Genomic DNA, 15,278 nt, shown 5'->3' with positions numbered 1-15,278 from the left:
CAAATCGATAGCCGCCGGGGTCCCGAAAGGCCGTCCGCGGCCACCCGCACCAGGTCATTCGTCCTCGGCCAGGGTCAGCTCCACGCCGCCCACGAAGCCCGCCGAGAGGTTGTAGATGAACGCGCCGAGCGTGGCCAGCGCCGTCGCCAGCACCACGTCGATCACCGCGATGACACCGGTGAACAGCAGCACCCGCGGCAGCGACAGGAACGACTGAAGGTCGAAACCGGAACCGCCGTCGGAGCTGGTGGCCTCGCTGATCGTGCCGCCGACCGTGGTGAAGACGCCCATCGCGTCCATCACCATCCACAGCACCGACACCGCCACCAGCGTGCACAGCCCCAGCGCGATCGACAGCAGGAAGCTGACCTTCATCACCGACCACGGATCGGCGCGGGCCACCCGAAGCCGGGCCTTGCGCGTACGCGGGGTCGTACGGACGCCCGTACGGGGCACGCGCATCCCCTGCTGACCCACCTCGGTCGCGTACGCCGACGGCGGGCGGTAAGGCTGCCCCTCGGCGCCCTGCGGACGGGGCTCGGGCTGCGGCTGTGCCTCGGGCTGCGGCTGCCGGGTGTCGGTCACTGTTCCCCCCTCGGAGGCGGCCTCCTTGCGGGGGCCGCCCTCAGCATCGGAGCCACGGGCGCTGTCCGTCACGGTCGCGGGCCCGGAGGACGAGCTCCGCCCGTCGCCCGATCCGCCCGCCTGCGCACCCGTGGCTCCACTCACGACCTACTCCTCGCGCTACTCCGCCGCGGGCTCCTCGCCCCCGGCCGCCGGGGCCTGGTCCTGCGCCGCGTCGTCGGCCGGCTCGCCGTCCGCCAGCGCCTCGACCTCTTCGGCCTCGCGACCGGCCTCGGCGTTCCGAGCGATACCGACGACGGCATCGCGCTTGCCCAGGTTGATCAGTTGGACGCCCATGGTGTCACGGCCCGTCTCCCTGACCTCGTCGACCCGCGTGCGGATCACCCCACCGCCGAGGGTGATCGCGAGGATCTCGTCGCTCGCCTCGACCACCAGCGCGCCGACCAGCTCACCCCGATCCTCCACGATCTTGGCGGCCTTGATACCGAGGCCGCCGCGGCCCTGTACGCGGTACTCGTCCACGTTCGTACGCTTGGCGTACCCGCCATCGGTGGCCGTGAAGACGAAGGTGTTCGCCCGCACCACGTTCATCGACAGGAGCTCGTCGCCTTCGCGAAAGCTCATGCCCTTGACGCCGGAGGTCGCACGGCCCATCGGGCGCAGCGCTTCGTCCGTGGCGGTGAACCGGATCGACTGTGCCTTCTTGGAGATGAGCAGCAGGTCGTCCTCGCCGGAGACCAGCTCGGCGCCGATCAGCTCGTCGTCCGAGCCGTCCTCCTGCTCGCGCAGGTTGATGGCGATGACACCGCCGGAGCGCGGCGAGTCGTAGTCCTTCAGCGGCGTCTTCTTCACCAGGCCGGCCTTGGTGCCCAGGACCAGGTACGGCGCCGCCTCGTAGTCGCGGATCGCCAGGATCTGCGCGATCTGCTCGTCCGGCTGGAAGGCGAGGAGGTTCGCGACGTGCTGGCCGCGCGCGTCCCGGCCCGCGTCCGGCAGCTCGTACGCCTTGGCGCGGTAGACCCGGCCCTTGTTCGTGAAGAACAGCAGCCAGTGGTGGGTGGTGGACACGAAGAAGTGGTCGACGATGTCGTCTTCCTTGAGCTTCGTGCCGCGGACGCCCTTGCCGCCGCGCTTCTGCGAGCGGTAGTCGTCGGTCTTGGTCCGCTTCACATAGCCGCCACGGGTGATCGTGACGACGATGTCCTCCTCGGCGATCAGGTCCTCGATGGACATGTCGCCCTCGAAGGGCACCAGCTTGGAGCGGCGGTCGTCGCCGTACTTGTCGACGAGCGCGGTCAGCTCGTCGCTGACGATCCCGCGCTGCTTCTCGGGGGAGGCCAGGATCGCGTTGTACTCGCGGATCTTCGCTTCCAGCTCGTCGTGCTCGGCGGTGATCTTCTGCCTCTCCAGGGCCGCCAGGCGCCGCAGCTGCATCTCCAGGATCGCGTTCGCCTGGATCTCGTCGATCTCCAGCAGGCCCATCAGGCCGCCGCGCGCGTCCTCGACCGTCTGGCTGCGCCGGATCAGCGCGATGACCTCGTCGATGGCGTCCAGGGCCTTGAGCAGACCGCGCAGGATGTGCGCCCGCTCCTCGGCCTTGCGCAGCCGGAACTTCGTCCGGCGGACGATGACCTCGATCTGGTGCGTCACCCAGTGGCGGATGAACGCGTCCAGGGACAGCGTGCGCGGCACGCCGTCGACCAGCGCCAGCATGTTGGCGCCGAAGTTCGTCTGCAGGTCGGTGTGCTTGTACAGGTTGTTCAGGACGACCTTGGCGACGGCGTCCCGCTTGAGCACGATGACCAGGCGCTGGCCGGTCCGCGAGGAGGTCTCGTCGCGGACGTCGGCGATGCCGCCGATCCGGCCGTCCTTCACCAGGTCGGCGATCTTCTGCGCGAGGTTGTCGGGGTTGACCTGGTACGGAAGCTCGGTGACCACCAGGCACTGGCGGTTGTGGATCTCCTCGACCTCGACGACCGCGCGCATCGTGATGGAGCCGCGCCCGGTGCGGTACGCCTCCTCGATGCCCTTGCGGCCCACCACCAGCGCGCCGGTGGGGAAGTCCGGGCCCTTGATCCGCTCGATCAGGGCGTCCAGCAGCTCCTCGTTGGAGGCTTCCGGGTGCTCCAGCGCCCACTGCGCGCCGGCCGCGACCTCGCGGAGGTTGTGCGGCGGGATGTTGGTCGCCATGCCGACCGCGATACCGGCCGAGCCGTTGATCAGCAGGTTCGGGAAGCGCGACGGCAGGACCGTCGGCTCCTGGTTACGGCCGTCGTAGTTGTCCTGGAAGTCGACGGTCTCCTCGTCGATGTCCCGGAGCATCTCCATCGACAGCGGCGCCATCTTGCACTCGGTGTACCGCATGGCCGCGGCCGGGTCGTTGCCCGGAGAACCGAAGTTGCCGTTGGAGTCCACCAGCGGCATTCGCATCGACCACGGCTGCGCGAGGCGGACCAGCGCGTCGTAGATCGAGGAGTCGCCGTGCGGGTGGTACGTACCCATGACGTCGCCGACGACGCGGGCGCACTTGTAGAAGCCCTTCTCGGGGCGGTACCCGCCGTCGTACATCGCGTACAGGACGCGGCGGTGCACCGGCTTCAGGCCGTCCCGCACGTCGGGCAGGGCACGCGAGACGATGACGGACATCGCGTAGTCGAGATACGAGCGCTGCATCTCGGTCTCGAGCCCGACGGGCTCGACGCGCATGCCCACGCCTTCGATGGCGGCGGGCGCGCCCTCGGCGGTCACGCCGTCCGGGGTCACGGGGGGATTCTCGTCGGCCATTGCTGTTCAAAGTCCTTTCGAGCTGCGGCTGTTGATCGGGCCGACGGGCTCAGATGTCGAGGAAGCGGACGTCCTTGGCGTTGCGCTGGATGAACGAGCGACGTGCTTCGACGTCCTCACCCATGAGCACGGAGAACAGGTCGTCCGCGCGGGCCGCGTCGTCCAGCGACACCTGACCGAGCACCCGGTGGTCGATGTCCATCGTCGTCACGCGCAGCTCTTCGGCGTTCATCTCACCCAGACCCTTGAAGCGCTGGACCGAGTCGTCCTTGATGCGCTTGCCGGACCGCTTGCCCAGCTCGATCAGGGCGTCGCGCTCGCGGTCGGAGTAGGCGTACTCGAAGTCGTCCCGGCCCCACTTGATCTTGTACAGCGGCGGACGGGAGAGGTACACGTGCCCGGCCTCCACCAGCGGCCGCATGAAGCGGAACAGGAAGGTGAGCAGCAGGGTGTTGATGTGCTGGCCGTCGACGTCGGCGTCCGCCATCAGGATGATCTTGTGATAGCGGAGCTTCTCGATGTCGAAGTCCTCGTGGACCCCGGTGCCGAAGGCCGAGATCAGCGCCTGGACTTCCTGGTTCTGCAGGATCTTGTCGACCCTGGCCTTCTCGACGTTCAGGATCTTGCCGCGGATCGGGAGGATCGCCTGGTACTCCGGGTTACGGCCGGACTTGGCCGAGCCGCCGGCGGAGTCACCCTCGACGATGAAGATCTCGCACTTGGTCGGGTCGTTGGACTGGCAGTCGCTCAGCTTGCCCGGCAGCGACGCGGTCTCCAGCAGGCCCTTGCGGCGGGTCAGGTCGCGCGCCTTGCGGGCGGCGACGCGGGCCGTCGCGGCCTGGATGCCCTTGCGGATGATGTCCGCGGCCTCGTTGGGGTTCCGGTCCAGCCAGTCCGTGAGGTGCTCGTGCGCGACCTTCTGGACGAAGGTCTTCGCCTCGGTGTTGCCCAGCTTGGTCTTGGTCTGGCCCTCGAACTGGGGCTCGCCGAGCTTGACGGAGATGATCGCCGTCAGACCCTCGCGGATGTCCTCACCGGTGAGGTTGTCGTCCTTCTCGCGCAGCAGCTTGCGGTCGCGCGCGTACCGGTTGATCAGGCCCGTCAGCGCGGCGCGGAAGCCCTCTTCGTGCGTACCGCCCTCGTGGGTGTGGATGGTGTTCGCGAAGCTGTAGACACCCTCGGTGTACTGGGTGTTCCACTGCATCGCGATCTCCACCGAGAGCATCCGCTCCTTGTCCTCGGCCTCGATGTCGATGACCGTGGGGTGGACCGTCTCGCCCTTGCGGGAGTTCAGGTACTTCACGAAGTCGACGAGGCCGCCTTCGTAGTGGTACTTGACGGTGAGCGGCTTGCCCTCCTCGTCGACGTGCGCCTCGCGCTCGTCGGTGAGCTGGATCGTCAGCCCCTTGTTGAGGAAGGCCATCTCCTGGAAGCGCCGGGACAGCGTCTCGAAGCTGTACTCGGTCGTCTCGAAGATCTCGCCGTCGGCCCAGAACGTGACCGTCGTACCGGTCTCGTCCGTGGCCTCGTTGCGCGCCAGCGGGGCGGTCGGCACGCCCTGCTTGTAGTCCTGCGTCCAGCGGTAGCCGTCCCGCTTGACCTCGACGGAGACCCGCTGGGACAGGGCGTTCACGACGGAGACACCCACGCCGTGCAGACCACCGGAGACCGCGTAACCGCCGCCGCCGAACTTGCCGCCCGCGTGCAGCACCGTCAGCACGACCTCGACGGCCGGCTTCTTCTCGGAGGGCACGATGTCGACGGGGATACCGCGACCGTTGTCGATCACCCGGACGCCGCCGTCGGGCAGGATCGTGACGTCGATGGTGTCCGCGTGGCCGGCCATCGCCTCGTCGACGGAGTTGTCGACGACCTCCTGGACGAGGTGGTGCAGACCACGCTCGCCGGTGGAGCCGATGTACATACCCGGTCGCTTGCGAACCGCGTCCAAGCCCTCAAGGACAGTGATCGCACTGGCGTCGTACGACTTCTCTTCCGAGGAGCCGCCACTGGCGACGGCAGGAACCCCCTCTTCGGTAGAAGCCGTGATGTTCTCGTTGAGGTCGCCGGAGTCGGCCACGAAGCGCCCTTTCTGGCACAGGCACGAGCCTTCTCCTGCCGCCGGCGGGAAGACCCCGTGCCGGTCAGGAGCGGCTGCGTCGTTCGACATGTTCCGCGAGTGGGCGGGATTGCCACCAGTCTACCGGTAGCGCCGACACTCATGGGGGTTTGCGGGCGCCTGAGTCCTCACGTGCCGCCCTGAACTGGCGTCCGCCGACTCCCCATATCTGAGACGGGCCCCCAGGACGCTCACACCGGCACTCAGCGCTTCGGGCTGTCAACCTCCGACTACGGTGAGCGGAGTCTCTTGCGTCACACCAGAACATCCCAGGCATCTCGCCCGTATGGGCACCCGCCGCAGGGGCAGTTTCACGTGAAACCGGAGGCAGAGCCGGTTTCACGTGGAACGAACGACAGACGCGGTTTCACGTGAAACGGAAGGCTTCGGCCCCACGCGTACGGATCAGCCGTACGTGTCCCCGGGCCCCTTGCTCCCAGGAGCCCGCAGCGAGCCGTACCGGCGGGGCGGGCCCCCCGGCCCCAGCACCTTGATGATCTTTACCGAGCCATGGCCCAGGTCCTCGTTCAGCCGCGCCACCAGCGTCGGCGCCAGCAGCCGTAGCTGCGTCGCCCACGCCGTCGAGTCGCACTGCACCGTCAGCACCCGGGCGTCCTCGTCGTACTTCTGCGGCTCACAGTGCTGCGCCACCTCGGCGCCCACGAGCTGAGGCCAGCGCCCCATCACCCCGCCGACCGCGGCCGGCGTCTCCCAGCCGCGCTCGGTGATCAGCCGGTTGATCGCCGCACCCAGCGGCAGCGGGTCCCGACCGTCGGCCCGCGCGCCGGAACGGAGCCCGCCCCCGCGCCGGGCCTGCTTCTTCTGCTGCGCCGCCGCGCCCCGGGCTCTCGCCTGCTCCTTGGCGGCCACCAGCGCCTGCCGCGCCAGATCGACACCGGACAGCTCCGGCGGCTTCGGCTGCTCGGGTCCCGCAGGCTCCTGAGGACCGGACTGCTCACTCACTTACGACACCTTTTCCGCCGTGCCCTCGGAGACCGCGAACCGCGTCCCCGCCAGCACGCCCGGCACATCGTCGTCCACCGCCGCCGTCACCAGCACCTGCTCGCCCGGCGCCACCAGCTCGGCCAGCCGCTCCCGCCGGCGGGAGTCCAGCTCGGCGAAGACGTCGTCCAGTACGAGGACCGGCTCGTTGCCCTCGGCCCTCAGCAGGTCGTACGAGGCCAGCCGCAGCGCCAGCGCGTACGACCAGGACTCACCGTGGCTCGCGTACCCCTTCGCGGGCAGCCGCCCCAGCTTGAGGACCAGGTCGTCACGGTGCGGACCGACCAGCGTCACGCCCCGCTCGATCTCGTTCTTCCGCGCCTCACCCAGCGCCTCCATGAGCAGCCCGTACAACTCCTCACGGTTCGACGCCTCCGCCAGCCGCTCGCCCACCGAACCGCGGTACTCCAGCGCGACCGGACCGCCGCCCGGTGCGAGCTGCTCGTACGCCTTGTCCGCCAGCGGCTGCAGCGTCGCGATCAGGTCCAGCCGCTGCGCCAGGAGCTCGGCCCCCGCGCGGGCCAGATGCTGGTCCCACACGTCCAGCGTGGACAGGTCCATCTTCCGGCCACCGTGCCGGCGCGCCAGGGCCGCGCTCTTCAGCAGGGTGTTCCGCTGCTTCAGCACACGGTCGTAGTCCGAGCGCACACCCGCCATCCGCGGCGAGCGCGCAGTGATCAGCTCGTCCAGGAAGCGCCGCCGCTCGCCCGGATCGCCCTTGACCAGCGCCAGGTCCTCCGGCGCGAACAGGACCGTCCGCACGATGCCGAGCACGTCACGTGGTCTGACCTGCGAGGATCTATTGATCCGGGCCCGATTGGCCTTTCCGGGGTTCAGCTCCAGCTCGACCAGCTGCTGCCGCTCACCCTGCACCACCTGCGCCCGGACGATCGCCCGCTCCGCTCCCATACGGACCAGCGGCGCGTCGGAGGACACGCGGTGACTGCCGAGGGTGGCGAGATAGCCGACCGCCTCGACGAGATTGGTCTTCCCCTGGCCGTTGGGCCCGACGAAGGCCGTGACGCCCGGGTCGAGCGGGACCTCGACCCGGGCGTACGAGCGGAAGTCGGCGAGCGACAGATGCGCGACATGCATGGGCGGCGCCGACCTCCCCCGGCGTAACACTGCTGCGGTGCCGGGGAAAACGCCCCAGCACCTGGGATTACTTCTTGTTCTCGACCGCGTGGCCGCCGAACTGGTTCCGCAGCGCGGCGATCATCTTCATCTGCGGCGAGTCGTCCTGACGCGAGGCGAACCGCGCGAACAGCGAGGCGGTGATCGCCGGCAGCGGCACCGCGTTGTCGATCGCGGCCTCGACCGTCCAGCGGCCCTCACCGGAGTCGGCGGCGAAGCCCCGCAGCTTCTCCAGGTGCTCGTCGTCGTCCAGCGCGTTGACCGCCAGGTCCAGCAGCCAGGAGCGGATGACCGTGCCCTCCTGCCAGGAGCGGAAGACCTCGCGCACGTCCGTGACGGAGTCGACCTTCTCCAGCAGCTCCCAGCCCTCGGCGTACGCCTGCATCATCGCGTACTCGATGCCGTTGTGGACCATCTTCGCGAAGTGACCGGCGCCGACCTTGCCGGCGTGAACGGAGCCGAAGTCGCCCTCCGGCTTGAGCGCGTCGAAGATCGGCTGGACCTTCGCCACGTCCGCGGCGTCGCCGCCGTACATCAGCGCGTAGCCGTTCTCCAGGCCCCACACGCCACCGGAGACGCCGCAGTCGACGAAGCCGATGCCCTTGGCGCGCAGCTCCTCGGCGTGCTTCTCGTCATCGGTCCAGCGGCTGTTGCCGCCGTCCACGACGATGTCGCCCTCGGACAGCAGCTCGCCCAGCTCATCGATCGTCGCCTGGGTGGCGGCGCCGGCCGGCACCATGACCCACACGACCCGCGGACCCTGCAGCGAGTCCACGAGCTCCTTGAGGCTGCCAACGTCAGCGAGGTCCGGGTTGCGGTCGTAACCGATGACCGTGTGGCCTGCGCGGCGGATGCGCTCGCGCATGTTGCCGCCCATCTTGCCGAGACCGACGAGACCGAGCTCCATCAGAGACCCTCTTTGCACATAGTCGTTGCCCTTGTACCTGACCTACGACGAGCCTACGCCCGAAGGGCCGTGCACAGCTGTGGGCTCAGCCGCTCATAAGCCGCAGGTCAACCGCGTCATTCGGGCGGCCGTACGGAGCGAGTCCGTACGGCCTTCCGGGCGCGGCACAGGGCACCGGGCGCAGGCTCAGCCGGAGAGACGCACCGGCATACTGCGGCCCGGCGAGGGACGCCCCTCGCGCTCCCAGCCGACGCGACGTGTCAGGCTCAGCCGGACAGGCGGACCGGCATGATCAGGTACTTGTACGCGTCGTCCGCCTCGGCGTCGGCGGCCGGCTTGCCGCTCAGCAGCGCGGGCTTGGTCGACGTCGTGAACGAGAGCTGCGCCACCGGCGAGTCGATCGCGGACAGACCCTCCAGCAGGAAGCCGGGGTTGAAGGCGATCGAGATGTCGTCGCCCTCCAGAGCCGCGTCGACGCGCTCCACAGCCTGTGCATCGTCGCTGGAGCCGGCCTCCAGGATCAGCACGCCCTGCTCGAAGCTGAGCCGCACCGGGGTGTTCCGCTCGGCCACCAGCGCCACACGCTTGACGGCCTCGACGAAGGGGGCGGTCTCGATCACCGCGACGGAGTTGAACTCGGTCGGGAAGAGCGTGCGGTACTTCGGCAGGTCGCCCTCGAGGAGGCGGGTGGTCGTCCGCCGCCCGGCGCCCTCGAAACCGATCAGGCCCTCGCCGGCACCGGAGCCGGACAGCGCCAGCGTGACCGTGTCACCGCTGCTCAGCGACTTGGCGGTGTCCAGCAGCGTCTTGGCGGGCACCAGCGCGACCGCGGAGGCGTCCGGGCTCTCCGGCTTCCACAGGAACTCGCGGACCGCGAAGCGGTAGCGGTCGGTCGAGGCGAGCGTGACGGTGTCGCCCTCGATCTCGATGCGGACACCGGTGAGCACCGGGAGGGTGTCGTCGCGGCCGGCGGCGATGGCGACCTGGGCGGCCGCGGAGGCGAAGACCTCACCGGGGACGGTGCCGGTGGCGGTGGGCATCTGGGGCAGCGCCGGGTACTCCTCCACAGGAAGGGTGTGGAGGGTGAAGCGCGAGGAGCCGCAGACGACGGTCACTCGTACACCGTCTGTGGAGATCTCCACCGGGCGGTTCGGCAGCGCACGGCAGATGTCGGCGAGCAGCCGGCCGGAGACGAGGACCGTGCCCTCCTCCTCGGTCTCCGCCTCCACCGAGACGCGTGCCGAGACCTCGTAGTCGAAGCCGGAGAGGCTCAGGGAGCCGTCCTCCGCCTTCAGCAGCAGGCCCGCGAGGACGGGCACCGGCGGACGGGCCGGGAGGCTCTTGGCCGCCCAGGCCACTGCCTCCGCGAGTACATCGCGCTCCACCCGGATCTTCACCGGAAACCGCCTCCTGCTGTTGCTGGCTCTTCGCCCTGCTGGCCTTCGTCGTCGGCTGGGTTGCCGGAGACCAGTCTGACGCACACCACCGACAGTCGGTGCGGCTCGGGGTCAAGTCGGGACGGGAGCTCGGAGAGGCCCGGTCCCCAAGTTGTGCACAGCACCCGATTCGAAACGAGTTCCCCGCTACATATCCGTGGTCGTAGTAGTAGGGGCTGTGGAAACCGTGGACAACCGGCTTTTCCCAGGTCAGCGCCCGTTTTTTGTCCACCGGGGGCTGTGGGTGCAGCCGTGGATAAGCCGGCGGTTCTGTGGACCGCCCGACTTTGTGCACACCTGATGCACAGGGGAGGCCGGTTTCTCCCCAGCGCCGTCCCCAGTTTTACCCAGGTTCCCCACAGCCCAACCCGGCACTTTGGTGTGACGGCTTTCACTCGAGCCAGTGAGAGGGGGTGTTGCCTTGCCGAACAGTGGACAGCGGTGTGGACGAGGTGTGTACAACGCGGCTTTGCCTGTGGGCAGCCGGTGGACAGTCGCGTGCCCGCCCTGTGGACGGGATCTTTGTCCACACCCTGTGGATGGCGGTTGTCCGCAAATCCACACCCTGCTGACCTGGTGCGATGTCCTGGCCGCCGGCCTCCTTGTGGACGCTGTTGGGATAACTCTCCAGTCCCCAGGGTGTGGAAGGAAGATTCTCGCCCAATCTGTGGAGGGAGGCCGTGTCCTCGTCAGAAATCGAACAGGGCTGGGGAGTTCGGAGCCGGCCGGGGAGCGGGTTCCACAGCGTGGGGACGGCTCGGGACGCCCGGAGAGCCTGCCGCAGGGGTACTTGAGGGGCACTCAACGGCGAAGGGCGCTCCGGGAGTTGTCCCGGAGCGCCCTGTGCGCGTCCGCGGCCGGCGCCGCCCGCGTCAGCCGTTCTTGATGCGGTTCGTCAGCTCGGTCACCTGGTTGTAGATGGAGCGGCGCTCCGCCATCAGCGCGCGGATCTTCCGGTCCGCGTGCATGACGGTCGTGTGGTCGCGGCCGCCGAAGTGGCCGCCGATCTTCGGCAGCGACAGATCGGTCAGCTCACGGCACAGGTACATCGCGATCTGCCGCGCGGTCACCAGTACCCGGCTGCGTGAGGAGCCGCACAGGTCGTCGACCGTCAGCCCGAAGTAGTCGGCGGTGGCGGCCATGATCGCGGTGGCGGTGATCTCGGGGGCCGCGTCCTCGCCACCGGGGATCAGGTCCTTCAGGACGATCTCGGTGAGGCCGAGGTCCACCGGCTGCCGGTTGAGCGAGGCGAAGGCCGTGACCCGGATCAGCGCCCCCTCCAGCTCGCGGATGTTGCGCGAGATCCGGGAGGCGATGAACTCCAGTACCTCCGGCGGCGCGTTGAGCTGCTCCTGCACCGCCTTCTTGCGGAGGATCGCGATACGGGTCTCCAGCTCGGGCGGCTGGACGTCCGTGATCAGGCCCCACTCGAAGCGGTTGCGCAGCCGGTCCTCCAGGGTCACCAGCTGCTTGGGCGGCCGGTCACTGGAGAGCACGATCTGCTTGTTCGCGTTGTGCAGCGTGTTGAACGTGTGGAAGAACTCCTCCTGCGTCGACTCCTTGCTCGCCAGGAACTGGATGTCGTCGACCAGCAGGATGTCCATGTCGCGGTAGCGCTTGCGGAACGCGTCCGCCTTGCCGTCGCGGATGGAGTTGATGAACTCGTTGGTGAACTCCTCCGAGCTCACGTATCTGACCCTGGTACCGGGGTACAGGCTGCGGGCGTAATGGCCGATCGCGTGCAGCAGGTGGGTCTTGCCGAGCCCGGACTCGCCGTAGATGAAGAGCGGGTTGTACGCCTTGGCCGGGGCCTCGGCGACGGCGACCGCTGCGGCGTGCGCGAAGCGGTTGGAAGCGCCGATGACGAAGGTGTCGAAGAGGTACTTCGGGTTCAGTCGCGCGGTGGGCTCTCCGGGGCCCGTCGCCGGCGCGGGCTGGGCCGCGAGCGGGCCGGGGGCGCCGCTGGGCGCGGGCAGATTGCTGCCGGGGCCCGCGTGCCGTCCGGGGCCGCCCGGCTGGTGGCCGTCGGAGTCGCGGTGCTGCGGGGACTGCTCGTACGGAGAGCGTTGCGAGTCGGCGTGCTGCCCGGGGCCGGGGCGGTCGGCGCCCTGCCGGCGGTAGTCGTCGGTGTTCTGCGAGCGGTAGTCGTCCGCTTGTGACCGGTAGTCGTCGTTCTGCGACCGATAGTCGCCGGGTCCGGGCCGGCCGTGCTGCTGCAGGTGCGACGGCGTGGCATAGGGGTCGCGCTCGGGGAAGCCGCCGAGCCGCTGCTGCTGCCAGCCGTAGTCGTCGTGCCGGCCGGAGTCGTCGCCCATGCTGGAGCGGCGGTCCTCGGAGTGCTGCGGCCAGGCGCCGGGCGCGGGCCGCGGCTGCGGGTGCTGCTGCTGGTACTCGGGGTAGGCGGGGCGCACGGTGGGCAGCTCGTCGCTCTGGTGGCCGCCGTGCTGGCCGCCTCCATGTCCAGCCTGGTGTCCCCCCTGAGGGCCGTTTTCGTGGCCGCCCTGGTGGCCGTTCTGCCGACCGTAACCCTGGCGGCCGTCGTAGCTTTCGTACGCGTCGTGCGAGAGCTGGGGCTGCTGCGACGGGAGGTGCTGCTGGGGCGGCGCGGGGGGCTGCGGCGCCTCGGCGGTGTCGTCGACGGTGATCGCGATCCGGATCGGGCGGCCGCACTCGTGGCTCAGCGCCTCGCCGATCAGCGGGGCGAGCCGGCCTTCCAGTACACCCTTCGCGAATTCGTTGGGTACAGCGAGCAGCGCGGTGTCGGCGACCAGGGCGAGCGGCTGTGTCCGCTTGAGCCAGTCCTGGTCCTTGGGCTTGAGGCTGTCGCTCTCCGCCCGGAGCAGGTGGTCGAGGACCCGCGGCCACACTGCGGCAAGATCGGCAGGGACGTCAGCCACAGAGCACGCTCTCTCACAGTCCCACGAATGTGTGATTCTCAGGACGGGCGGGAAGGAATCGGAGTTCAGCCACGGTAGTCAGCAGACCCGCGCGTGTTCAAGTTGTTGTCCACAGCCTGTGCATAGCGTGTCCTGTCCTAGAGCCGGTTTGACCGGATGATGCAGCCGCGCGTACCGTGACCAGGTCGAGTTGTCGATGGCTGCTGCCGCCTGCCTCCGATGGGCAAAGATCGCGCCCAGCGATCGTGTAGCGGTGCACTCGGGCGTATGCGAGCTACTCGTGGGCGCACGGTGACAGCCAGTCGACGCCCCACACCTGTCTCGCAAGAGGCAACAATCTTTCCTGGAGCCCCCGAGTGAGCAAGCGCACCTTCCAGCCGAACAACCGTCGTCGCGCCAAGACCCACGGCTTCCGTCTGCGCATGCGTACGCGTGCCGGCCGCGCGATCCTCGCGTCCCGCCGTGGCAAGGGTCGCGCCCGCCTGTCGGCCTGACAGCCCGGCCTCTAGGTCCATGACGTGCTGCCTACCGAGAATCGGCTGAGGCGGCGCGAGGACTTCGCGACCGCGGTACGCCGAGGACGCAGGGCCGGGCGCCCGCTCCTTGTCGTCCATCTACGCAGCGGTGCAACGGACCCGCACGCAGCGGGGGAAATGGTTCCCCCGACGCGTGCGGGTTTCGTCGTGAGCAAGGCCATCGGCAACGCCGTGGTGCGGAACAAGGTCCAGCGCCGGCTCCGCCACCTCGTGCGCGACCGTCTGGACCGGCTGCCCGCCGGTAGCCTGGTGGTCGTACGTGCGCTGCCCGGCGCGGGCGATGCGGAGTACGACGCGCTCGCCCGCGATCTTGATGCCGCGCTGCAGCGCCTGCTGAGGACCCCCGGGCGGGACCCTGGAGGGGGCGCTCCGTGAAGTACCCGCTGCTGCTGTTGATCAAGTTGTACCAGTGGACCATCAGCCCTTTGCTGGGACCGGTCTGCAAGTACTACCCGTCGTGCTCCCACTATGGCTACACGGCCATCGACAGGCACGGCGCGGTAAAAGGGACAGCGCTGACCGCCTGGCGCATCCTGCGTTGCAATCCGTGGTCGCTCGGTGGTGTCGACCATGTACCGCCCCGGAAGCATCCGGTCTGGCACCAGCGGCTGAGGAGCCGCTTGGGCGGGCCCGCCGTCCATGAGCCTGCCGCAAAGCCCGAGACTCAGCCCAACGCCCAAGGAGCTTGATTCGTGGACACGATCCTGAATCCTCTCTATTACGCAGTTTCCTGGATCATCGTCCAGTTCCATTCGCTGTACAGCCTGGTCTTCGACAAGAACAGCGGCGCGGCGTGGGGCCTGTCCATCGTCTCGCTGGTGGTGCTGATCCGTATCTGCCTGATCCCGCTCTTCGTGAAGCAGATCAAGTCGACGCGGAACATGCAGGCGCTCCAGCCCAAGATGAAGGCGATCCAGGAGCGCTACAAGAGCGACAAGCAGCGCCAGTCCGAAGAGATGATGAAGCTCTACAAGGAGACGGGCACCAACCCGCTCTCGAGCTGTCTCCCGATCATCGCGCAGTCGCCGTTCTTCATCTCGCTGTACCAGGTCCTGAACCACATCGCGAACAACGAGGTTGTCGGCGTCATCGACAAGCCGTTGCTGGCGAGCGCGCAGCAGGCGCACATCTTCGGTGCCCCGCTGTCCGTGAAGTTCATGGACTCGGCGTCGAAGGTCGAGGCGCTCGGCGCCTCCCTGACCGACGTCCGGGTCGTCACGATCATCATGATCGTTCTGATGTCGGCGTCGCAGTTCTACACCCAGCGCCAGCTGATGACGAAGAACGTCGACCTCACGGTGAAGACGCCGTTCATGCAGCAGCAGAAGATGCTGATGTACGTCTTCCCGATCATGTTCGCCGTCTTCGGCATCAACTTCCCCGTCGGTGTCCTCGTGTACTGGCTGACCACCAACGTGTGGACCATGGGCCAGCAGATGTTCGTCATCCGCCGTAACCCCACTCCGGGCAGCCGGGCCTACACGGAGCGCCAGGAGCGGCTGCGTGCCAAGGGCAAGCTGAAGGAGGACCCGGCCGAGGTCGAGGCGAAGAAGGCCGTCGAGGAGGCGCGCCAGAACCGCCAGCAGCCCAAGCGCCAGAGCAAGTCCCAGCGGCAGACCGCGGCCCCGGCCGGCGGCGGTACGCAGACCCGCACCCGGGCCGGTGCGCAGGGCGGGCAGTCGGGCTCCACGGCCAAGGGCGAGACCAAGCAGTCGCTGCAGAAGGACTCGGGCCAGAAGGCGGACGCCGCGAAGAAGTCCTCCGAGGGCGGCAAGCCCAAGGGCAGCTCGGCCTCCGGTTCCTCCCGTAACGCCAAGTCCGGACAGCGCAAGGGCCAGCAGCGGCCCAAGCACCCGTCCAAGAAGTAGAAGGAGTCTT

Annotated in this window: 12 protein-coding genes; 4 read left to right on the top strand and 8 right to left on the bottom strand. The window is 68.7% G+C overall.

From position 1 onward, the window contains the following. Window positions 1-54: 54 nt before the first annotated feature. From IG84_RS0101030 to dnaA, 8 genes are all read right to left on the bottom strand, one after another. Window positions 55-729: a DUF3566 domain-containing protein gene (locus tag IG84_RS0101030; RefSeq protein WP_078648528.1), complete on the bottom strand. Its 675-nt coding sequence runs from the start codon at window positions 727-729 to the stop codon at window positions 55-57. A 15-nt stretch (window positions 730-744) separates the two neighbouring features. Further along, entirely contained in the window at window positions 745-3,369 is a 2,625-nt protein-coding gene (gyrA, locus tag IG84_RS0101025) for a DNA gyrase subunit A (RefSeq protein ID WP_031050015.1), read from the bottom strand. A 49-nt stretch (window positions 3,370-3,418) separates the two neighbouring features. Further along, the gene (gyrB, locus tag IG84_RS0101020; RefSeq protein ID WP_031050011.1) at window positions 3,419-5,449 is read right to left on the bottom strand and encodes a DNA topoisomerase (ATP-hydrolyzing) subunit B; all 2,031 of its coding nucleotides are present in this window, start codon (window positions 5,447-5,449) and stop codon (window positions 3,419-3,421) included. Between the two features lie 444 nt (window positions 5,450-5,893). Next, window positions 5,894-6,451 (bottom strand): DciA family protein, encoded by a 558-nt coding sequence (locus tag IG84_RS0101015; RefSeq protein WP_030259421.1) that lies wholly within the window; start codon window positions 6,449-6,451, stop codon window positions 5,894-5,896. After that, window positions 6,452-7,585: a DNA replication/repair protein RecF gene (gene recF / locus IG84_RS0101010; protein WP_031050008.1), complete on the bottom strand. Its 1,134-nt coding sequence runs from the start codon at window positions 7,583-7,585 to the stop codon at window positions 6,452-6,454. A gap of 67 nt (window positions 7,586-7,652) precedes the next feature. Beyond that, complete coding sequence (gene gnd, locus IG84_RS0101005; protein WP_031050005.1) at window positions 7,653-8,531, bottom strand: phosphogluconate dehydrogenase (NAD(+)-dependent, decarboxylating); 879 nt, start codon at window positions 8,529-8,531, stop codon at window positions 7,653-7,655. Window positions 8,532-8,797: 266 nt separating this feature from the next. Beyond that, complete coding sequence (gene dnaN / locus IG84_RS0101000; protein ID WP_031050003.1) at window positions 8,798-9,928, bottom strand: DNA polymerase III subunit beta; 1,131 nt, start codon at window positions 9,926-9,928, stop codon at window positions 8,798-8,800. A 911-nt stretch (window positions 9,929-10,839) separates the two neighbouring features. Continuing rightward, window positions 10,840-12,864, bottom strand: coding sequence for a chromosomal replication initiator protein DnaA (gene dnaA, locus IG84_RS0100995; protein ID WP_078648527.1), 2,025 nt, complete (start codon window positions 12,862-12,864; stop codon window positions 10,840-10,842). Between the two features lie 356 nt (window positions 12,865-13,220). On the opposite strand from dnaA, the gene rpmH reads away from it, so the two are divergent. The 4 genes from rpmH to yidC are packed head-to-tail and all read left to right on the top strand — an operon-like array spanning window position 13,221 to window position 15,268. Next, window positions 13,221-13,358 (top strand): 50S ribosomal protein L34, encoded by a 138-nt coding sequence (gene rpmH / locus IG84_RS0100990; RefSeq protein WP_003949374.1) that lies wholly within the window; start codon window positions 13,221-13,223, stop codon window positions 13,356-13,358. Window positions 13,359-13,382: 24 nt separating this feature from the next. After that, window positions 13,383-13,775, top strand: a complete 393-nt coding sequence (gene rnpA, locus IG84_RS0100985) for a ribonuclease P protein component (RefSeq protein WP_031049999.1) — start codon at window positions 13,383-13,385, stop codon at window positions 13,773-13,775. Beyond that, window positions 13,772-14,089, top strand: coding sequence for a membrane protein insertion efficiency factor YidD (yidD, locus tag IG84_RS39435; protein WP_078648526.1), 318 nt, complete (start codon window positions 13,772-13,774; stop codon window positions 14,087-14,089). Before rnpA ends, yidD begins: the two co-directional genes overlap by 4 nt. 3 nt (window positions 14,090-14,092) lie before the next feature. Next, window positions 14,093-15,268 carry a membrane protein insertase YidC gene (yidC, locus tag IG84_RS0100980; RefSeq protein WP_031049995.1) on the top strand — a complete coding sequence of 392 codons (1,176 nt, stop codon included), beginning with the start codon at window positions 14,093-14,095 and terminating at the stop codon, window positions 15,266-15,268. The last annotated feature ends 10 nt before the right edge of the window (window positions 15,269-15,278 follow it).

The organism is Streptomyces ochraceiscleroticus (assembly GCF_000720485.1).
In the GTDB taxonomy this organism is placed as follows: Bacteria; Actinomycetota; Actinomycetes; order Streptomycetales; family Streptomycetaceae; genus Streptomyces; species Streptomyces ochraceiscleroticus.
The sequence above is the reverse complement of the archived record's forward strand: the minus strand, read 5'-3'. Positions and strand labels throughout refer to the sequence as shown.